We start from the raw sequence: 20,108 nt of genomic DNA on the forward strand, positions 1-20,108 counted from the left end.
AGTTATGTCTCTAAACTCAAAATTTTATTTCAAAGCCAATTTAACGTTGCGTTGGTTCCAACATCCCAATCCATCCGGCAGGGTCTCTTTGATCAACAGATAATCGTCTGCCACGCGGGTCACCCGGCCGTTGTTTAATCCCAGGTACTGTCCTGCTTTAATATTCATGACTGAACCTTGCGGCGTTTGCACCAACGCTGAAACGGCACCACCACTGCTCATCACGCCTTTCAGGTGCAATTGACTGAGCGGATAGCGCTCCAACACGCCACTTTTGTGCCGCGCTGTCGGTTGCCAACAGTTGGCTTTCACCACCGGTTGGTTTTGCACTAAAGCTTCTTGTGGCAGTACAAACGGCTCGCGCCCCTGCTGCTGGGTGTAAGCAAACACCTCAAATTGCACCACGGGCGCCAGCACCGCGACATCGCGCTGAGCCTGCCGTTCCACCGTCGCTAGGTAATCCGTCAAGGACTCTTGATTAGCTTTGCAGCCGCCCAGCAGCATCAGGAGCAAACACCCGCACCATTTACTGTTCATCACTGACCTCCGGTTTGAACTGATAGGTATAGGCGCGAACGCGGAAATGGAGCGTGCTGCTCTCTTGGCTGACGCGCTGCCAGTCAACGTCGTCAAAATTAATGATGCGCGGTAGACGCGCGATCGCTTCAGAAAAATCGCCGATGTCGTGATAATTACCGGTCAATTCGATATTGAGCGGCAGCCGATAGAGAAATTGCTGATTCTGCTTTTCCCCCCAATCGATGCGAGTAAAAGTCAGGCTGTTGTCGAGCCCCAACTCGTTCACCGACGCCAACATGCTGGCGAGCTCTTTTTGCACCGGCAGCTGACGCAACAGGAAGTCGTACCGCTGTGCCAGTTCATCCAGCTGAATCTTGAGCTTCGGCAATGTCGCGACTTTGCTGGCTTTGATGCGAATCGTCGACTTCAGCGTTTGCTCTTGCTGCTTGTGTGCGGCCAATGTGTCTTGTTTAGGCTGCAAATAGAACCAGTATCCCGCGCCCTGCAACACCAACACCAGCAGCACCAAGGCGACCAATTGAGCCACCAACGGCCATTCGCTGATTTCGTCCAGTTCCAGATCGTGTACGTTAGCCATGGGCACCTCCGGTATCAGCACTCACCGCTTGCTGCGACGAAGCGTGGAACAAGAACGACACTTTAAAACTCTGAAATTGCTTACCAAACCGACGGTTACCCGCCACAATCGAATGCATACCGACCTCAGACAGTTGGTCGGATTTCTCCAAATTATCGAGCATGGTTGCCAGCCGCGCGGTGCTGTCGCTGATACCACTCAGCTCAATTTCCTGACCGTTCATTTTGATTTTGTCGACGTAGACGCCTTCCGGGATCAGTTGGGGCATCAAGTTCATAAACTCAGTGGTCTTGTTGCGTTTCTGCTGCAACGACTCCACCACCGACAAACGGGTCAACAACGCCTTATGCTCTTGCTCAGTCACCTTCAGCGCCGCAATTTGGCTGTCTAAGTCACGAATGTGTTGGTTGAGAAAATCCAGCCGTTGCTGCTGCACTTGCGTTTGACGGTCGATATACGCTCCTGCGCCCCATTGCAGTCCCAACGCGGCCAGCACCGCCAGTACACACAAACCGGCAAAATGGCGTTTATGGGCTTCGCGCCGCGCTTCTCGCCACGGCATTAAATTGATGTCATGCACCATGGTCACGCTCCAACCAGTTGAGTCCGCGCAGCGCCAAGCCGGCCGCCGTACTAAAGCGTTGCAGATCGTCTGGTACACGCGCTCGCATGCGGCGGCGCGTCACAAATCCCGTCAGCGGATGAAACAGTTCACACGGCAGATTCAGTCGCGCAGCCAAAGCCGCGCTGAGGCCTTCCGTTGTCGCCCCACCACCCGACAGCCAAATCCCGCCCAGCGCTTGATGGCCCTGCAAGGACAACAGCAGTTGCACTTGGCGCGCAATTCGCTCAACCAGCTCGTTGACCCCAGCCATCGGTGGCTCGCTCAGCGGCACAGGATGGGGCGTGGGGTCGGCATGCCATTGACGCGTTCCCAGCGGAATGTCTTTATAGAAGGGCGCTTTATCGGCGAAATCCATGCATAACGTGGTTTGCGTCAGCCCGACGTCCACCAGCATCCAATCGTCGCGCTGCTGCGCGCGACTCACCCATTGCCAAATCTGGAGCAACCCATGCACCTGCACATCGAGCAGCAGCGGCTCAAAGCCCGCTTTGCTCGCCACCGATAACCGGTTATCGACCACTTCACGTCGCGTGGCGTACACTTGATACAGGGTGTTGGTGCTGCGCCCGGCGGGGTTATCGCCGCTTGGCACGAAATCCAAACTCAGATCATCGATGGGAAACGGCGATTGATGGGAAAACGCCTGATAGACAGCAAATTCTTGTTCGCTGGCATCTAAATCGCTATCTATCTGTAATACCTTACTTATTACCGCATTATCCGGCACAGCCAGCGCAACTTTGCGACTAAATAACGGTAATCCCTTTTTTAGTTCTTTGAGTTTCTTTACAATTTTCTGATAATCCAGCGTGTGGTTATCAGCGAAAATATCGTCGGATACGACTATTTCTTGGTAGCCGACCAGCGAATACGATTCGCCCTTCGGTTTTAAAACCACCGCTTTAATACTGTGGTGGCCGATATCGACACCTGTAACTAATGATTTACCCATGCCCACGTACTCCGGTGGCTACACGCAATGGCAGCACATTTATTTATGTGAAAAATAGTCACGCGACATTTTTAAGTGCTGCGTTTTTAGTCTAGAGTACAGGGGTTTGCATTAGGGCAGCCTCTACTAAACAGGGATTCTCCGGTGAAGTTCATAAAGCGTTTATTAGTATTTTCATTGATTTGCATTATTCTTGGAGTCACTACAATCTTTGGCTTCTACTTCTATGTGAAGTCTGATCTCCCAGATGTGGCGACACTGCGTGACGTGCAGTTGCAAACGCCAATGCAAGTTTTTAGTCAGGACGGCAAACTGATTGCTCAGTTTGGGGAAAAACGTCGTATTCCGCTGAAACTCGACGAAATGCCAAAAGAGCTGCTCGAAGCGGTCATCGCAACCGAAGACTCCCGTTTTTACGAACATTATGGTTTTGACCCCATCGGTATCACGCGCGCTGCATTTGCCGTGTTAGCTTCTGGCAGTGCGTCGCAAGGCGCCAGTACCATCACGCAACAGCTTGCGCGTAACTTCTTCCTCTCAAACGAGAAGAAGATCATGCGAAAAATCAAAGAGATTTTTATCGCCGTTCACATCGAACAACTGCTGACCAAAGACGAGATTCTTGAGCTCTACCTCAACAAGATTTATCTCGGCTACCGTTCTTACGGGGTTGGCGCTGCGGCTCAGGCCTACTTCGGCAAAGAAGTGAAAGACCTGACCTTGGGTGAAATTGCGATGATTGCTGGCTTGCCAAAAGCCCCATCCACCATGAACCCTATCTATTCCGTTGAGCGTGCGACGAACCGTCGAAACGTGGTGCTGCTGCGTATGCTCAACGAAAAATACATCACGCAGGCACAGTATGATGAAGCGCGCAACGAGCAACTCGACTCGCGTTTCCACGGCGCAGAAATTGAACTCAGCGCGCCTTACGTGGCTGAAATCGCTCGCGCTTGGATGATTGATCGTTACGGCGAAGATGCGTACACCTCCGGCATGAACGTCTACACCACGGTTGATTCCAAACTGCAACGGGCGGCCAACAAAGCAGCCCTCGATAACCTGCTGGCTTACGACGAACGTCACGGCTTCCGCGGCGCAGAAAAAGAACTGTGGAAATCGGGTCAAGCCGCTTGGGATGAAGAGAAAATCAGCAGTCACCTGCGCAATGAACCGACGTACAACGACCTCTTCCCTGCTGTGGTGATGAAGGTTGACAGCAAATCGGCCCAGGTGTGGGTGAAAAATACCGGTCTACAAACCATCGCTTGGGATGACATGAACTGGGCACGTCGCTTCATTACGGATGAACGTCAAGGGCCAGTGCCTAACAAAGCAGCGGACATTTTGGCCGTCGGCGAACAAGTGTGGGTACGTCAGTTACACGACAGCGGCGCAGAGGAACAGCACTGGAAACTGAGCCAAGTACCGAATGCACAAACGGCCTTTGTGGCAATGAATCCAGAAAACGGCGCCGTACTGGCACTGGTGGGTGGCTTCAACTTCGTCCACAACAAATTTAACCGTGCGACTCAGTCGGTGCGCCAAGTGGGTTCGAGTATCAAACCGTTTATCTATTCGGCGGCATTGGACAAAGGGCTGACGCTGGCGTCCCTGATCAACGATGCGCCCATCAACCAATGGGATGAGAGCCAAGGCACCGCATGGCGTCCAAAGAACTCACCACCAACTTACGCAGGCCCCACCCGCGTACGCATTGGTTTGGCACAATCGAAAAACGTCATGGCGGTGCGGGTGCTGCGTGAAGTGGGCCTTGACGATGCGCGTCAGTACCTGACTCGTTTTGGCTTTAACCTCAACCAACTACCCCGTTCCGAAACCATTGCACTGGGTGCAGGCAGTTTAACGCCGGTGAAAATGGCACAAGGGTATTCCGTGTTTGCCAACGGCGGTTACTATGTGGAACCGTTCTACATCAGCAAAGTGGAAGGGCCTTACGGCGACGCTGAATTTGCGGCAACTCCGAAAGCGGTATGCCACAGCGAGTGCACCACCACGCTGAGCAATGGCATTGAAGAGCAAGATGTCGATGCACCATACGCCCCGAAAGTGATTTCTGAACAGAACGCATTCTTAGTGCGTCAGATGATGTACAGCAACATCTGGGGCGGCGGTGACTGGCGTGAAGGCACAGGTTGGAACGGCACAGGTTGGCGCGCGCAAGCGTTGAAACGTCGTGATATCGGCGGTAAAACCGGGACCACCAACGATTCAAAAGATGCGTGGTACAACGGTTATGGTCCGGGCATTGTGGCCACCGCTTGGGTCGGCTTTGACGAACACAGTCGCAACCTCGGTCGCACCACGCCAAACCCAGCGATTGAAGACGATGTCTCCGGCGCAGAAGCGGGAGCTAAAACAGCGCAACCAGCTTGGATTGAATTTATGGGTCTGGCGTTAGATGGCGTGCCGTATCAAGAGCAAGCGATCCCCGACAACATCGTGCGCGTGCGTATCGACCGCGACAGTGGCCTGCTGACCAATAAGCTGGATTCCAGCTCCATGTTTGAATACTTCGTTAATGGCACAGAACCGAAAGAGTACATGACGGAATCAAGCACCAACAGCATCTACACCAGCGACGACAACGAATCGCTGTTCTGATGACAAGGACGAAAAAAGAGGCTGAAGAATCTTCAGCCTCTTTTTTTTATCGCTCGTTTTTATTGATTGCGACGCTCGCCTATCGCTTAATGCAGTGTCGCGCTCAAACAACCTTGCATGGATGCCGCGAGGTTTTCAAATCGTTGACGCAGCGGCGAACCGGGACGGTAGACCAACACCAAACGACGTGACGGCACCGGATTGACCGCTTTGATGTAACACACGCCATCTTTCTCTTTTTCGCCCGGCAACGACAATTGTGGTAACAGCGTGATACCAGCGCCCGCCGCCACCATATTGCGCAGCGTCTCTAAGCTGGTCGCTTTGAAACGTTCGTCATCTTTAGCGCCTGCCGCAAAACAGAACCCCAAGGCTTGATCACGCAAGCAGTGCCCATCGCCCAGCGCGAGCACGGTTTTTCCGTTCAGCTCCAGCATGTCGACTTCGTTGCGCCCCGCCCATTCATGACCACACGGCACCGCGATGCTCATCGGTTCGTTGAAAATATCAATTTCTTTGAATGGCGCGGTCTCTTCAACCGAAGCCAGCACCAAGCAATCGAGCTTCCCCTCTTCCAACTGACGCACCAGCTGATGCGTTTGCGCTTCATGCAAGTAAAGCTCCAGCTCAGGAAAGCGCTCTTTCAATGTCGGCACAATGCGCGGCAGCAAATACGGCCCCAACGTTGGAATAAACCCGATATGCATCGGGCCAGTCATGGCGCCACTTTGGCCGCTCGCCATGTCTTTGAAGGTTTTGACTTCACTCAGAATCCGCTTGGCCTGATCCACCAATTGCAATCCGGCATCCGTGAACAGAACTCGGCGACTGCTGCGCTCCAGCAGTACCGTTCCCAATTCGTCTTCCAGCTTACGAATTTGACCACTTAAGGTAGGTTGACTGACAAAGCAAGCCTCTGCGGCTTTACGAAAATGTTTATGCTCAGCCAAGGCCACCAAGTATTCAAAATCTCGAATGTTCATTTTGTACCTCGATAGAATGCACCTATCAAAACCATAACATCAAACGATTAGAGCTATCAAAGTTTTTCTTCAATAATAGGCACAACTTAACGGGGCGCACCCATCCCCTTGAACTGAATTTCTCAAATTTATAAGGAAAAATCATGTTTGCATCAAAAGAAGGCCAAGCTGTACCACAAGTTACGTTTCCGATTCGTCAAGGCGATGCTTGGGTCAACGTGACCAGTGATGAGTTGTTCAAGGGCAAAACCGTCATCGTATTCAGTTTACCGGGCGCTTTCACACCCACGTGTTCATCCAGCCACCTGCCTCGCTACAACGAGCTGTTTCCGGTATTCAAGGAGCACGGCGTCGATAGCATTCTGTGTTTATCCGTCAACGACACCTTCGTGATGAATGCATGGAAACACGATCAGGAAGCAGAACACATTCAGTTCATTCCTGATGGCAACGGTGAGTTTACCGATGGCATGGGCTTGCTGGTTGATAAAAAAGAACTCGGTTTTGGCAAACGTTCATGGCGCTACAGCATGCTGGTCAAAGATGGCATCATCGAGAAAATGTTCATTGAACCCAATGAGCCAGGTGACCCATTCAAAGTGTCAGACGCAGATACCATGCTGAATTACTTGGCCCCGGACTACAAGACGCAAGAGTCGATTACCGTCTTCACCAAACCCGGTTGCCCATTCTGTGCCAAAGCCAAGCAGAACCTGATTGATGCTGGCCTGCAATACGAAGAAGTGATTCTGGGCAAAGATGCCACTAGCGTCAGCCTACGTGCCATTACTGGCCGCACCACAGTGCCACAAGTTTTCATCGGAGGACGCCACATTGGTGGCAGTGAAGAGTTAGAAGCGCACTTGCTCAACCGCTAATTTCATGCCGATAGCCCCTATTCAGGGGCTTTTTTTCGTCGCTCTATTGATGAGTTCGCATTGGCGTTTGGGTTGCGTATACTAACGGTGTCGTATCCAATCATCCCTGTGAGGCGAAAATCGATGGCGTGTCATGATTGCCGCGAAAACTGGTTCTGGAAAAAAATTGGCCGCTGTCAGCGCTGCATGGATCAACTCACCACGTTGTCGGTGGTGTGCTGGGTGGTGTGGTATTTTGCATTTCGAGACGATCCACGCAGCATCCAATCGATCGCTTTGATCGTGGCCGGTTTTGCGTTTAACACGTTGCTGTTTCTGCATTTGTGGATGAAGTTTGTCATTCTGCCGTGGCGTCAACGCCAAGGGAATCATAAGCGCGATAGATGAAACACGAAGACTTTGATTTATTGCGGCTCAGAAAAGAAAAAAGCCCCAAAACGAAACGTGTTTCAGGGCTCTCTTAGATTCTTCTAAGAAAAAGCAGTGGTACAGATATAGACCCAGCTTCCTCTTATTGGTTCCCAAAAAAATCGATCTTTTTTCGATCTTTTTGAGTCATTCAATCGAGTACTGAATATTCAATTGGTTATGCAACACTGGCCTTAATGATCAGGTGCTCATCCAAATTGACTTCCAGCGCGACTTCATCACACGCATGTTGACGCGGACACTGCTCGCAATCTTTCAGTACTTTCTCAGGCAGCAACGTTTTCGAGGTCGGAATGAAGTCCAGCTTCATAAAGAACTCCGGTGTCCGTGTCAGCACAAACACTTTCTTGATCGCCATTTGGCGCGCTTTTTTCACCAGATAGTCGACGATGGCCGTGCCCTGACCTTGTCCTTGCCAGCCCGCTTCCACGCCCAGTGAGCGAATCTCGGCTAAGCCGGAATCGTACACATAAAGCGACGCACAACCGGTGATTTCACCATTGTGTTCCGCCACCGCAAACGAACCGATATCGCGCACGATTTCATTGCGTGAACGCGGCAGGTTTTCGCCCATGTTGGCCCAGTAAGTCACCATGCCTTCCAACGTTTCAATGTCGGTCAGACGCGCAGGACGCACTTTGACTGAAGACGCATCGCGTTTAGACAGGCGTTTCTCCGCTTGTTCCACTGCGTAGGCCACTTGATGTGGTGCCACGCCGCCGAGAGCGCTCCGTTTTTCCAAGCACGACTCAATGGTCAAAATCGCATACACATCGTTTTCAATCACGGGTGAGAAGGCTTTCAACTCTTCCAGTGACAGCTCTTCCAGTGCGCAGCCTTTGGCAATCGCACCCACGACCGCAACCCCAACAATATGGTGCGCTTCACGGAATGGAATGCCTTTCGCCACCAAGTAATCTGCCAGTTCAGTGGCGTTGGCGTATCCTTGTTTGGCGGCTTCCAACGTACGTGCGTTGTTCACTTTGATCCCTTCAAAGCACAGCGCCGCCATTTCCATACAGTCATTCCAAGTGTCGAGCGCGTCAAACAGCCCTTCTTTGTCTTCTTGCATGTCTTTGTTGTACGCCAGCGGCAGCGCCTTCACGGTCATCATCATGCCAGCCAGTGAGCCATACACACGACCAGTCTTGCCACGAATCAGCTCCAGCGCGTCTGGGTTTTTCTTTTGTGGCATCAAGGACGAGCCCGAGGTGACGGTATCTGCCAGTTCAATAAAGCCTGATTCACCGGAGTTGTAGAAGATCATGTCTTCCGCCAGACGTGACAGGTGCAGCATCGAAATCGACGCCGTGGTCATCAGTTCCATCACATGGTCGCGGTCCGATACGGAATCGAGTGAGTTCCGAGTCGCACGACGAAAGCCGAGTGAGTGCGCCAGTTTTTCACGATCAATCGCATAAGCGGTCCCCGCCAGCGCGCCAGAACCCAGCGGGCATGTATCGAGGCGTTTAATCGCATCGCTCAAACGAGAATAGTCACGCTCAAACATTTCAACATACGCCAAGCACCAGTGCGCAAATGTTACTGGTTGAGCCCGTTGCAGGTGTGTATAACCCGGTAGTACGGTGCCCTGATGTGCTTTGGCCACGTCGACCATTTTGTTTTGCAGACGATCCAGTGCAATCAGCAGTTGCTGACCTTGCTGACGACACCACAATTTCAGGTCGGTGGCCACTTGGTCGTTCCGCGAACGGCCGGTGTGCAGTTTTTTACCTAAATCGCCGACTTTACTGATCAGTTGTTGCTCAACCCAAGAGTGAATGTCTTCCGCATCCGACAGCAAAATCTGCTCAGGGTCTTCCATCACTTCTAGCTTGAGTTCATTGAGCGCCAGCTCCAGCTTTTGCTGTTCTTCTTCGCTCAGCACATTCACAGACAGCAAAGCTTTCGACCAAGCAATGGACCCCACAATGTCCTGCTCAGCCAATCGGTAATCGAAGCGCAATGAATCATTAAAGTCTTTGAATCTTGTGTCTGCCGCTTGGGTAAATCTTCCGCCCCATAATGCCATTGCGTGTCTCCTAATGCTCACTCATCACTTGCTGTGCTAGTATGATATCCGACCTGAATCAGGCGATTTATTGTGTTTGTCAAAGTTACGGGAAGTTGAACAAAAAATAAAGTAAAAATTCACTTTTTAAACATAGTTATTCAGTAAATATTTTAAGACTGACTCGTTTACTATCGCAGATACAACAAAGCCCGCTTGCAGAGCAAACGGGCTTTTCTATTTGTGGCAAATTTTGATTATTTATTTGCGCGTTATTTCTTCGCTGCAGCGCTTAGCGCACGAATACGGCTCGACAGAGAGTATAGACGAATGAAACCGCCCGCGTGGCTTTGGTCGTACACGTCGTCTGCACCGAATGTGGCAAACTCTTCCGAGTAGAGGCTGTTCTCAGAACGTTTCTGAGTCGCCGTTGCCTGACCTTTGTAAAGCTTGATCACCACTTCACCATTCACGTCTTGCGCCAGCTCTTCTGCCGCGGCAAACACAGACTTACGCAGTGGTGTAAACCAACGGCCATCGTACACCAGGTGAGAGGCTTTGATGCCCAGCTCTTCACGGAATTCAAACGCCGTTTTGTCGAGAACCAGCTGTTCAACAGCACGCAGCGCTTCCATCATGATGGTGCCCCCCGGCGTTTCATAACAGCCACGAGACTTCATGCCCACCAAACGGTTTTCCACGATATCGATACGACCCACACCGTGTTTCACGCCTTTCTCGTTCAGCGCAACCAACACGTCGTAAGGTGACAGCGCTTGGCCGTCCACGGCAACCACTTCGCCTTTCTCGACTTTCAGCGTCACGTACTCGGCTTCATTTGGCGCTTGCTCTGGGTCGACTGTCCATGCCCAGCAATCGTCGTTCGGTGCGTTCCAAGTACTTTCCAGTACGCCACCTTCTGTAGAGATGTGCCATGCGTTTGCGTCACGCGAGTAGATTTTTGTCAGTGACGCCGCACATGGAATGTTACGCTCGGCAAGGTAATCCAGACACTCTTCACGGCTGACCAGATCCCACTCACGCCAAGGGGCAATCACGTGCAGATCCGGTGCCAGCGCAGCGAACGCGCCTTCGAAACGCACTTGGTCGTTGCCTTTACCGGTACAACCGTGCGCCAGTGCATCTGCGCCAACTTGACGTGCAATTTCCACTTGTGCTTTCGCGATCACCGGGCGCGCCATTGACGTTCCCAGCAGGTATTTACCTTCGTAGTAAGCACCGGTTTTCAGCGTTGGGTAGATGTAGTCTTTAACCAGCTCGTCTTTCAGATCGACGACGTAACACTCTGAAGCCCCTGAGGCGATCGCTTTCTCTTCAATGCCGACCAGCTCATCCGCGCCTTGACCAACATCGGCCACAAACGCCACGACTTCACAGTCATAGTTTTCTTTCAGCCATGGAATGATGACTGATGTATCCAGACCGCCAGAATATGCGACAACCACTTTATTTACTTGAACTTTACTCATTGTACTTCTCTCCAACTTCCTGGCTCTGCGCTTGGCGGTCAGTGCTCAGGTTTATGTCCATTAATTCGTTTGTTATTTCAATTCGTTTATTCAGGCAGAAACTGCGTGCCGATGCTTTGTCCGGCGAACAGCTTGGCGAGCTTTTCCGGATAGCGCCAGGTGGCCACTTCAATCGGGCGACCCAGATCTTTAGCCGCTTCCAGCGCCGCTTTGACCTTCACAATCATGCCGTCGGTAATCACTTTGCCGGCGATCAACGCGTCGGCTTGCTGTTCATCAAGGCTGGCAATCAGATGACCTTTGCCATCCAACACACCGCTCACATCCGACAGCAGCACCAGTTCAGCGTCGAGCGCGCCAGCCACTGCAACAGCAGCTTGGTCAGCATTGACGTTCATCATCTGCCCCTCAGCGGTCAGGCCGATGGAGCTGATGATGGGCAGAGCACCCGCCGTCAGCAGCGCTTCAACCAGCTTGGCATCACCCGCTTTCGCCAGACCAACCGCGCCCAGTTCCGGATCCAGTTCAACCACCTGACACAGGCCGCCGTCAGCCAAACAAAGCCCCACCGCATTCAAACCATCTTTGATCGCTTGGCCTTGCAGCATCTTGTTCGCCGTCCCGGCCAGCGCACCGGCAATGACCGGGATCTGATCGTAAGGGGTCACGCGCAAACCGTCTTTTTTCACGGTTTTCAGCTGCAGTTTTTCCATCAGTTCGTCCACGAGGTAACCACCGCCGTGTACGATCACAATTCGTCGCTGTGCTTGGGCTTGATACTGGGCGATTGCGCCGAAAAGCTTGCTGAGTGTCTCTGCACACGACAGAGCGGCACCACCTAACTTAATCACCAATGGATTTTGCTTTGTATCCGTCATTTTTAACCCTTACACCAAAGCGGTTAGTTCATCGAAACCGTAGTGAATGTTTAAACATTGCATCGCTTGACTCGATGCACCCTTCAATAAATTGTCTATCGCCGATACGACGATGATGTGTTCGCCCTGCACTTTCCAACCGATGTCGCAGAAAGGCGTGAATTCCACATTCTGAATGCTTGGCAGTGTGTTGGTCTGCAAACGCACGGCTGGTTTGTTGTGGTAGGCCTGCTCAAACGCTTGCGCGACCTGCTCCGCCGTGACACCCGCGGCGAGCTTCAGGGTAATGGTGGCCAGAATGCCACGCTTAAAGTTGCCCAGATGCGGCGTAAAAATCACATCGCAATCGAGGTGTGCCGCGATTTCAGGTTGGTGACGATGGGTAAATACGCCATATGGCTGCAAGCTGACTTCGCAGAAACTGTTGGTCATGCTGGCTTTACGCCCCGCGCCGGACACACCGCTCACCGCGTTGATCACCGGCCACTGAGATTTATCCACCAGACCCGCCACCAGCAGCGGCTTAATCGCCAGTTGCGAAGCGGTTGGATAACAACCCGCGACGGCAATCAACTGACTATTGAGAATCGCGTTTTGGTTCCACTCCGCCAATCCGTAAGCCGCTTCGGCTAACCAATCACCATGCTGATGTTCGAACCCATAAAACTGTTGATAAAACCCTTCGCTTTGCACGCGGTACGCGCCAGACAGGTCAAACACCTGACAGTTGTTGGCCAGAAACACAGGCGCGAGGTCATGGCTGACTTCATGTGCCGTGGCAAGAAAGACCACATCAGCATCTTGCGCTACTTGCTCGACATCGAGTAATGCCTGCACTGGCATCTCCACCAATCCAGCCAATTTGCCGTGCAATTGGGCAATTGACTTTCCAGCGTCTACGCTGTTGGCGGAAACGTATAAACCTGATAGCGTGAGCTCTGGGTGTTTATGAACCATAAGAGCCAGCTCTGCTCCGGTGTAACCGCTTGCGCCGATGATGGTGGTTTTTAGCATCGTAAAACATCCAAAAAGAAGGTGAATAACAACATTTAAAACTGACTATTAATTTCCAAAAAGACCAGATTAATCGGTTTTTTATTCATTAAAAGTGATTTAATATGTGTTTTACATTTTCAGCGTTATTCTGTCAATAGTAGGAGCGAAGATAATATGCAATTACCCAGTTTCCTCGAAGTCTATGAAGGCTTGATTTCGACCCCGTCGATTAGTGCCACCGATCCCAAATGGGACCAAGGTAATGAACAGGTGATTGCCAAATTGGCAGGCTGGCTGACCGATCTCGGCTTTCAGGTGACGATTGATCAAGTGGCGCCGGGTAAACAAAACCTGATTGCCAAAAAGGGCGAAGGGGAAGGCGGTCTGTTACTGTCAGGCCACAGCGATACCGTGCCGTTTGATGAAGGGCGCTGGAACTATAATCCTCATGCGCTCACGCAGGATAACAACCGGTTTTACGGCCTCGGCACCGCCGACATGAAGGGCTTTTTTGCCTTCATTCTGGAAGCGGTGAAAAAAGTGGACTGGAGCAAACAGCGCAAACCGCTGTATGTGCTGGCGACCTGCGATGAAGAAACCACCATGCTGGGCGCACGTCACTTCACGCAAAATGCGCCATTCAAACCGGATTACTGCATCATCGGTGAGCCCACCAGCTTGGTGCCAATTCACGGCCACAAAGGCCACGTCGCCAACGCCATTCGCGTGACAGGCAAATCGGGGCACTCCTCGAACCCTGCGCTCGGTGTAAACGCGATTGAAATCATGTATGAAGTGCTGTTTGCGATGATGCAACTGCGCGACAAACTGGTGAAAGAGTACCATCACCCCGGTTTTGAAATTCCCACGCCGACACTCAACCTTGGCCATATTCACGGCGGCGATGCGCCCAACCGGATCTGTGGTTGCTGCGAACTGCATTACGATGTGCGCCCGCTACCGGGCATCAGTTTGGATGGGTTGGACAACATGCTGCGTGGCGCGCTACAAGAGGTTCAGGAAAAATGGCCGGGGCGAATTGAATTGGAGCCGCTGCACGACGCGATTCCGGGTTACGAGTGCGCGCACGATCACCCATTTATCACCGGCGTGAGTGAAATTTGTGGCCATGAAGCGCAAACCGTCAACTACTGCACGGAAGCGCCGTTCTTGCAGGAGCTATGTCCGACTTTAGTCTTAGGCCCGGGCTCGATTGATCAAGCCCACCAACCAGACGAATTTTTGGCATTTGAGTTCATCGACCCCACCATCAACGTGTTGTCCAAAGCGATGGTCAAATACTGCTTTTAAAGTGTGAACAAGCTGTTACGTCGCCCTGAGTCGGTTTTACCACTCAGGGCTTTTTGTAAGAAAATTTCAACAAAAAAGGTGTTTTATCCTAACAGCTGTTCAAAAGAACCAACGAAGCAATAAATGGAATCTTAGTCTGCTATGTTTGACGGCACTGGACAAATTTCGTTAGATTGTGTACTTAAAGAAAAGAACAATGGATGTAATTTTTTTACAAGGCAGGATGACAATGAACGAAAAATACGCCGCGCTCAAAAGTAACGTGAGCATGTTGGGTCGACTCCTCGGTCAGACCATTCAAGATGCAGACGGAGACGTTATTTTAGAGAAAGTGGAGACCATCCGAAAACTTTCCAAATCTGCCCGCGCCGGCAACCAAGCGGATCACGCGAATCTCATTGAAGAGATTAAAAGCCTTAACAACGATGAGCTCACGCCCGTCGCTCGTGCTTTCAACCAATTCTTGAACCTGACCAACATCGCCGATCAATACCACACCATTTCACGTCATTGTGAAGCGCATGTGTGTGAACCGGATGCGGTGCATTCGCTGTTCAGCCAACTGAGCCAGAACGGCATCAGCAAACTGGATACCGCCCAAGCGGTACGCGATCTGAACATTGAACTGGTGCTGACCGCGCACCCGACGGAAATTACCCGTCGCACCATGATCAACAACCTGGTCAAAATTAACGAATGCCTGTCCAAACTGGAGCTGAGCGAACTCTCTTCCAAAGAACGCCTCAAAACCGAGCGTCGCTTAGAGCAGCTGATCGCACAGGGCTGGCATTCCGACGTGATTCGTAAACAGCGCCCAACCCCGCTGGATGAAGCCAAATGGGGCTTTGCCGTGGTGGAAAACTCTCTGTGGCAAGCGGTACCTGAGTTTCTTCGTGAACTAAACGAGAGCGTCAAAGGGTATCTGGGAGAAGGATTACCTATCGACGCTCGTCCGGTGCACTTCTCCTCTTGGATGGGCGGCGACCGCGACGGTAACCCGTTTGTGACCCACTCCATCACGCGTGAAGTGATGCTGCTGTCGCGCTGGAAAGCTGCCGACCTGTATTTAGGCGACATCAGCGAGTTGGTGGCCGAACTGTCGATGACCAAATGCAACGACACGCTACGTGAACTAGCCGGTGAAGAAGAGCACGAACCGTATCGCGCGGTGTTGAAACGCGTTCGTTCGTTGCTGCAAGAAACACTCGATATTCTCGATGCAAAAATTCACGGCCAAAAACTCGCGGTGAAAGCACCGCTGCAAAACATCAGCCAGCTGTGGGATCCACTGTACGCCTGTTACCAATCGCTACATGAGTGTGGCATGGGCGTGATTGCCGACGGCTCGCTGCTCGATACCCTGCGCCGCGTCAAAGCGTTCGGGGTTCACTTGGTACGCCTCGACATTCGCCAAGAAAGCACCCGTCATTCCGATGTTTTGTCGGAACTGACCCGTTACCTTGGCATCGGTGATTACAATCACTGGAGCGAACAAGACAAAATTGCGTTCCTGACCAACGAGCTGGCGTCCAAACGTCCGCTGTTGCCACGTGATTGGGAACCATCTGAGCCGGTCAAAGAAGTACTGGATACGTGTAAGATCATCGCCGCGCAGCCGCGCGAAGCGTTTGGTGCTTACGTGATTTCGATGGCGCGCACAGCTTCCGATGTGCTCGCGGTTCACCTGCTGCTGCAAGAATCGGGCTGCCCTTACCGCATGGACGTGTGTCCACTGTTTGAAACGCTGGACGACCTCAACAACGCCGAAGCCGTCATTACTCAATTGATGAGCATCGATCTCTACCGCGGCTTTATTCAAAACCATCAAATGGTCATGATCGGTTACTCCGATTCCGCCAAAGATGCTGGCGTGATGGCCGCAGGTTGGGCGCAGTACCACGCGATGGAATCGCTGGTGAGAGTGGCAGAAGAAGCGGGTGTTGAACTGACTCTGTTCCACGGCCGTGGCGGTACAATTGGTCGTGGTGGCGCGCCAGCGCACGCGGCACTGCTGTCTCAGCCACCGAAAAGCTTGAAAGGCGGCCTGCGCGTGACGGAGCAAGGCGAGATGATTCGCTTTAAACTCGGTCTGCCCGAAGTCGCGGTCAACAGCTTTAACCTATACGCCAGCGCGGTGTTGCAAGCGAACCTGCTGCCACCACCGGAGCCGAAACAGGAATGGCGCGATCTGATGAACGTGCTATCGGAAGTGTCATGTGAAGCCTATCGTGCCGTGGTACGGGGCGAACCGGACTTTGTGCCGTACTTCCGCCAAGCCACGCCGGAGCTAGAACTGGGTAAACTGCCGCTGGGCTCACGTCCGGCCAAACGTAACCCGAACGGCGGCGTCGAAAGCTTGCGTGCGATCCCGTGGATCTTCTCGTGGAGCCAAAACCGTCTGGTCTTGCCTGCGTGGCTGGGAGCGGGTGAAGCGATTCAGTACTCTATCGACAAAGGCCATCAGGCGCTGTTGGAAGAGATGTGCCGCGAATGGCCGTTCTTCTCTACCCGTCTGGGCATGTTGGAAATGGTGTACACCAAGTGCAGCGTCGACATTGCCCGTTACTACGACGAGCGTTTGGTGGATGAAGCACTGCGCCCATTGGGCCAACGCCTGCGCGCGCAACTGCAAAAAGACATCAAGACAGTGCTGAACGTCGAGAACAACGAGAACTTGATGCAAAGTGATCCGTGGGGCCATGAGTCCATTCGTCTGCGCAACATCTACGTCGAGCCGTTGAACATGCTCCAGGCCGAACTGCTGTACCGGACGCGTCAATCGCAGGAACCAGCACCGGAACTGGAAGAAGCGCTGATGGTCACCATTGCGGGCATTGCAGCAGGTATGCGCAATACCGGCTAATTAACAGCATAAAAAACCACTTAAAACCAAAAGACCGCTTACTGGCGGTCTTTTATTTTATTTGATAGATTTATTGAGAATAATATCAGTTTTTTGAAAAAAAACGCTATTGTATTCTACTTTATGCTTATTATTTAGATATACTACAGCTCCTCTGCGACATCTATTCAAACACTACAAGTCGCAGTTCGATATGCAACGACATATCAATCCTAGGTGATAAACGGCTTTCAAGGTGACAAGGGCAGCACATCGTTGCTGACAAGACTCAAACCCTGAATCACAGCGTACCAACAAGAAGTACGCACGATGGCTGAGTCTACTGTTAGAAGTTTATTAACCATTTGGATTGAAGACATGTCATTACCACACGTTATCCTCACTGTTCTGAGCACACGCGATGCAACCGGATACGACATCACAAAAGAGTTTTCTGCAAGCATCGGCTATTTCTGGAAAGCCAGTCACCAACAAGTTTATCGTGAACTGAACAAAATGGGTCAGCAGAATCTGGTGACCTGTGTTCTGGAACCTCAAGAAGGCAAACCGGATCGTAAAGTCTACTCCATCACCGATTTAGGCCGCAGCGCGCTAGGTGAATGGTTTGACCAACCGACCGCCCACCCAACTGTACGTGATGAATTCAGCGCAAAATTAATGGCTTGTGCTGTCCAACCGGCGGATCCGTACCGCATTCAACTGACCGAACTCATCGAAGAGTCGCGCAAACTGGTTGCCCACTACAACGAGATTGAAGCGGCGTACTATGCCAACCCAGCCGTGATGGACAAGCAGCAGCGGTTAGAGCGCCTGACACTGCGTCGCAACCTGTTGGTGCGTCAAGCCTGGATTCAGTGGGCCGAAGAAGTGGTCGCTGAACTGGACGCGATGGCGTAAAGTGAAAAAAAGGGATGATGCGCAGCACCATCCCTTTTTTGTTATCGTTGACAGCTCGAACTAGATGCCGTCGCCGCCAATAAAGGTTTGTGAACGACCGTTAAAGTTCTGGTCCATGTCCAGCGACGGCTTATCGGTTCTCGGACGGCCGACAATGCGTGCGGGCACGCCCGCCACTGTGGTGTGCGGCGGAACCGGTTGCAACACCACCGAGCACGACCCAATCTTGGCGCCTGTCCCCACTTCGATGTTGCCGAGAATTTTTGCCCCAGCACCAATCATCACGCCTTCGCGGATTTTCGGGTGACGATCACCACACTCTTTACCCGTACCACCCAATGTCACGTCTTGCAGAATAGACACATCATCTTCCACCACCGCCGTTTCACCAATCACGATCCCCGTGGCGTGGTCGAGCATGATGCCGCGACCGATGCGCGCTGCCGGGTGAATGTCCACCTGACACGCGACTGAAATTTGGTTTTGCAGATAAGTTGCCAGCGCCTGACGGCCTTGTCGCCACAGCCAGTTCGCCACGCGATACCCTTGCAGCGCATGGTACCCTTTCAGATACAACAGCGGCATCGAGTACATGGAAACCGCCGGGTCACGCGTCACCGTCGCACAAATATCACACGCCGCGGCTTCAGTGATTCTCGGATCGGCGGCGAACGCCTCTTCCACCACTTCACGAACCGCCATGGCTGGCATAGATGCGGTATTGAGTTTATTCGCCAGAATATAACTCAGCGCAGCCGCCAAACTTTCGTGTTTAATAATCGTCGCGTGATAGAAGCTGGCCAGCATTGGCTCTTGCTCTGACTGCTCGCGAGCCTCGTTCACGATGGCTTGCCAGACTTTATTTTGTGCGCACTGTTTCATTGATCACTCTGCCTCGGGCTTTTCCCCGGCATGGCGTCACGCCGGGTTGCTCTTTTAATCCTTCAAAAAATGCCAAGCAGCTTATTGCTGTGGTTATCGTTCTGCTTTTTTATCACGCGCCAGCAAATCTTGTGCTGCCATGCGGGCGTCCTTTCCTTGATACAATACTTGATAAATTTGTTCAACTATTGGCATCTCCACGCCCATGCGTTGCGCCAGTAGCCACACCTCTTTGGTGTTCCGATACCCTTCCACCACTTGGCCGATATCATGCTGCGCCGTATCAACATCTTTGCCTTGACCCAAGGCCAAACCAAAGCGACGGTTGCGCGATTGGTTATCGGTACACGTCAGCACCAAATCACCCAGCCCCGCCATGCCCATGAAGGTTTCCGGCTGCGCGCCCAGCGCCGCGCCTAGACGGGTCATTTCCGCCAAACCACGGGTAATCAGCGCCGTACGTGCGTTGGCACCAAAGCCGATGCCATCCGACATCCCCGCACCAATGGCAATCACGTTCTTCACAGCGCCCCCCAGTTGCATGCCGATGAAATCGCTGTTGGCATAAACACGGAAGGTTTTGCTGCAGTGAATCTTTTCCTGCAGATCGGCGACAAACTGCGCGTCAGGCGATGCCACTGAAATCGCGGTGGGCATGCCCATCGCCAGCTCTTTCGCAAACGTCGGGCCAGACAGCACTGCCAATGGATGGGATTCACCCAGCACGTCATGCGCCACATCTTGCAGCAAACGTCCCGTGTCCGGTTCCAACCCTTTGGTTGCCCAGCAGATCCGGGTGTCTTCTCGCAAGTAAGGTTGCAGGCTGTTGAGCACAATCGCAAACACATGGCTTGGCACCACCACCAGCAGATCGCGGCTCGCTTGCACCGCTTTTTGCAAATCGGATTCAATGATCAGCGACGGTGGAAAATCGATGTCAGGGAGGAATTCGTGGTTAGCACGTTCCGCTTCCAAACGCGCCATGTGGACCGGATCGTGTCCCCACAGGACAACATTGGCGCCGTTGCGAGCCAAAGAAATGGCCAGAGATGTGCCGTACGAACCCGCGCCAATGACGGTCATGGCGATCGCTTTACCGTAAGCATTGTTTGTGTGTGAATCAGTCATTGTTCCGCCTGATGGATAACAGTTTGTCTTATTCTATACCCAA

General features: G+C 52.3%; 17 protein-coding genes. 6 read left to right on the forward strand and 11 right to left on the reverse strand.

The features are described 5' to 3' along the window. Positions 1–24: 24 nt before the first annotated feature. From ACF8PK_RS21045 to pilM, 4 genes are read right to left on the reverse strand one after another with little or no spacing between them, the layout of a single operon-like run. Positions 25–537 (reverse strand): pilus assembly protein PilP, encoded by a 513-nt coding sequence (locus ACF8PK_RS21045; RefSeq protein WP_392443439.1) that lies wholly within the window; start codon positions 535–537, stop codon positions 25–27. Then, entirely contained in the window at positions 527–1,117 is a 591-nt protein-coding gene (locus ACF8PK_RS21050; RefSeq protein ID WP_158141364.1) for a type 4a pilus biogenesis protein PilO, read from the reverse strand. The genes ACF8PK_RS21045 and ACF8PK_RS21050 overlap by 11 nt, the downstream gene beginning before the upstream one ends. Further along, positions 1,110–1,700, reverse strand: coding sequence for a PilN domain-containing protein (locus ACF8PK_RS21055; RefSeq protein WP_392443441.1), 591 nt, complete (start codon positions 1,698–1,700; stop codon positions 1,110–1,112). The genes ACF8PK_RS21050 and ACF8PK_RS21055 overlap by 8 nt, the downstream gene beginning before the upstream one ends. After that, complete coding sequence (gene pilM / locus ACF8PK_RS21060; protein ID WP_004728564.1) at positions 1,690–2,694, reverse strand: type IV pilus assembly protein PilM; 1,005 nt, start codon at positions 2,692–2,694, stop codon at positions 1,690–1,692. The genes ACF8PK_RS21055 and pilM overlap by 11 nt, the downstream gene beginning before the upstream one ends. A gap of 144 nt (positions 2,695–2,838) precedes the next feature. Between pilM and ACF8PK_RS21065 the strand changes: the two genes are divergently transcribed. Next, a complete protein-coding gene (locus tag ACF8PK_RS21065; RefSeq protein WP_143680273.1) occupies positions 2,839–5,319 on the forward strand; it encodes a penicillin-binding protein 1A in 2,481 nt (826 codons plus the stop codon). 86 nt (positions 5,320–5,405) lie between these two features. Here ACF8PK_RS21065 and oxyR read toward each other — a convergent pair whose 3' ends face one another. Next, positions 5,406–6,302, reverse strand: coding sequence for a DNA-binding transcriptional regulator OxyR (oxyR, locus tag ACF8PK_RS21070; protein WP_014204332.1), 897 nt, complete (start codon positions 6,300–6,302; stop codon positions 5,406–5,408). Positions 6,303–6,445: 143 nt separating this feature from the next. On the opposite strand from oxyR, the gene ACF8PK_RS21075 reads away from it, so the two are divergent. Together ACF8PK_RS21075 and ACF8PK_RS21080 are read left to right on the forward strand one after the other, a co-directional pair. After that, entirely contained in the window at positions 6,446–7,180 is a 735-nt protein-coding gene (locus ACF8PK_RS21075; RefSeq protein ID WP_004728561.1) for a glutathione peroxidase, read from the forward strand. 123 nt (positions 7,181–7,303) lie between these two features. After that, positions 7,304–7,567: a DUF3624 domain-containing protein gene (locus ACF8PK_RS21080; RefSeq protein ID WP_004728560.1), complete on the forward strand. Its 264-nt coding sequence runs from the start codon at positions 7,304–7,306 to the stop codon at positions 7,565–7,567. Between the two features lie 199 nt (positions 7,568–7,766). On the opposite strand, the gene argH is transcribed toward ACF8PK_RS21080, so the two are convergent. From argH to argC, 4 genes are all read right to left on the reverse strand, one after another. Then, complete coding sequence (argH, locus tag ACF8PK_RS21085) at positions 7,767–9,641, reverse strand: argininosuccinate lyase (protein ID WP_004728559.1); 1,875 nt, start codon at positions 9,639–9,641, stop codon at positions 7,767–7,769. A 251-nt stretch (positions 9,642–9,892) separates the two neighbouring features. After that, positions 9,893–11,110, reverse strand: coding sequence for an argininosuccinate synthase (locus tag ACF8PK_RS21090; RefSeq protein WP_004728558.1), 1,218 nt, complete (start codon positions 11,108–11,110; stop codon positions 9,893–9,895). An 86-nt stretch (positions 11,111–11,196) separates the two neighbouring features. Then, positions 11,197–11,988, reverse strand: coding sequence for an acetylglutamate kinase (argB, locus tag ACF8PK_RS21095; protein ID WP_004728557.1), 792 nt, complete (start codon positions 11,986–11,988; stop codon positions 11,197–11,199). Positions 11,989–11,997: 9 nt separating this feature from the next. Further along, positions 11,998–13,002: an N-acetyl-gamma-glutamyl-phosphate reductase gene (argC, locus tag ACF8PK_RS21100; RefSeq protein ID WP_004728556.1), complete on the reverse strand. Its 1,005-nt coding sequence runs from the start codon at positions 13,000–13,002 to the stop codon at positions 11,998–12,000. Positions 13,003–13,158: 156 nt separating this feature from the next. Here argC and argE point away from each other — a divergent pair, with 156 nt between their 5' ends. The 3 genes from argE (at position 13,159) to ACF8PK_RS21115 (ending at position 18,055) form a co-directional block, all read left to right on the forward strand. Further along, positions 13,159–14,295, forward strand: a complete 1,137-nt coding sequence (gene argE, locus ACF8PK_RS21105) for an acetylornithine deacetylase (RefSeq protein WP_004728555.1) — start codon at positions 13,159–13,161, stop codon at positions 14,293–14,295. A gap of 229 nt (positions 14,296–14,524) precedes the next feature. Next, the gene (gene ppc / locus ACF8PK_RS21110; RefSeq protein WP_004728554.1) at positions 14,525–17,158 is read left to right on the forward strand and encodes a phosphoenolpyruvate carboxylase; all 2,634 of its coding nucleotides are present in this window, start codon (positions 14,525–14,527) and stop codon (positions 17,156–17,158) included. A 357-nt stretch (positions 17,159–17,515) separates the two neighbouring features. Further along, entirely contained in the window at positions 17,516–18,055 is a 540-nt protein-coding gene (locus ACF8PK_RS21115; protein WP_041942469.1) for a PadR family transcriptional regulator, read from the forward strand. Between the two features lie 60 nt (positions 18,056–18,115). On the opposite strand, the gene cysE is transcribed toward ACF8PK_RS21115, so the two are convergent. Then, positions 18,116–18,937, reverse strand: a complete 822-nt coding sequence (cysE, locus tag ACF8PK_RS21120; RefSeq protein WP_004728552.1) for a serine O-acetyltransferase — start codon at positions 18,935–18,937, stop codon at positions 18,116–18,118. A gap of 93 nt (positions 18,938–19,030) precedes the next feature. Next, complete coding sequence (gpsA, locus tag ACF8PK_RS21125) at positions 19,031–20,065, reverse strand: NAD(P)H-dependent glycerol-3-phosphate dehydrogenase (protein WP_055465841.1); 1,035 nt, start codon at positions 20,063–20,065, stop codon at positions 19,031–19,033. Positions 20,066–20,108 lie beyond the last annotated feature (43 nt).

It is taken from the genome of Vibrio sp. CJQ_6 (assembly GCF_043106745.1).
Taxonomy (GTDB): domain Bacteria; phylum Pseudomonadota; class Gammaproteobacteria; order Enterobacterales; family Vibrionaceae; genus Vibrio; species Vibrio furnissii.

Bases quoted from the DNA above. Each gene is read 5' to 3' on its own strand.
- argC (WP_004728556.1), bottom strand. From the start codon at position 13,002: ATGCTAAAAACCACCATCATCGGCGCAAGCGGTTACACCGGAGCAGAG.
- cysE (WP_004728552.1), bottom strand. From the start codon at position 18,937: ATGAAACAGTGCGCACAAAATAAAGTCTGGCAAGCCATCGTGAACGAG.
- ACF8PK_RS21050 (WP_158141364.1), bottom strand. From the start codon at position 1,117: ATGGCTAACGTACACGATCTGGAACTGGACGAAATCAGCGAATGGCCG.
- ppc (WP_004728554.1), top strand. From the start codon at position 14,525: ATGAACGAAAAATACGCCGCGCTCAAAAGTAACGTGAGCATGTTGGGT.
- ACF8PK_RS21055 (WP_392443441.1), bottom strand. From the start codon at position 1,700: ATGGTGCATGACATCAATTTAATGCCGTGGCGAGAAGCGCGGCGCGAA.
- argH (WP_004728559.1), bottom strand. From the start codon at position 9,641: ATGGCATTATGGGGCGGAAGATTTACCCAAGCGGCAGACACAAGATTC.
- ACF8PK_RS21115 (WP_041942469.1), top strand. From the start codon at position 17,516: ATGTCATTACCACACGTTATCCTCACTGTTCTGAGCACACGCGATGCA.
- ACF8PK_RS21090 (WP_004728558.1), bottom strand. From the start codon at position 11,110: ATGAGTAAAGTTCAAGTAAATAAAGTGGTTGTCGCATATTCTGGCGGT.
- argE (WP_004728555.1), top strand. From the start codon at position 13,159: ATGCAATTACCCAGTTTCCTCGAAGTCTATGAAGGCTTGATTTCGACC.
- ACF8PK_RS21045 (WP_392443439.1), bottom strand. From the start codon at position 537: ATGAACAGTAAATGGTGCGGGTGTTTGCTCCTGATGCTGCTGGGCGGC.
- argB (WP_004728557.1), bottom strand. From the start codon at position 11,988: ATGACGGATACAAAGCAAAATCCATTGGTGATTAAGTTAGGTGGTGCC.
- gpsA (WP_055465841.1), bottom strand. From the start codon at position 20,065: ATGACTGATTCACACACAAACAATGCTTACGGTAAAGCGATCGCCATG.
- ACF8PK_RS21075 (WP_004728561.1), top strand. From the start codon at position 6,446: ATGTTTGCATCAAAAGAAGGCCAAGCTGTACCACAAGTTACGTTTCCG.
- ACF8PK_RS21080 (WP_004728560.1), top strand. From the start codon at position 7,304: ATGGCGTGTCATGATTGCCGCGAAAACTGGTTCTGGAAAAAAATTGGC.
- pilM (WP_004728564.1), bottom strand. From the start codon at position 2,694: ATGGGTAAATCATTAGTTACAGGTGTCGATATCGGCCACCACAGTATT.
- oxyR (WP_014204332.1), bottom strand. From the start codon at position 6,302: ATGAACATTCGAGATTTTGAATACTTGGTGGCCTTGGCTGAGCATAAA.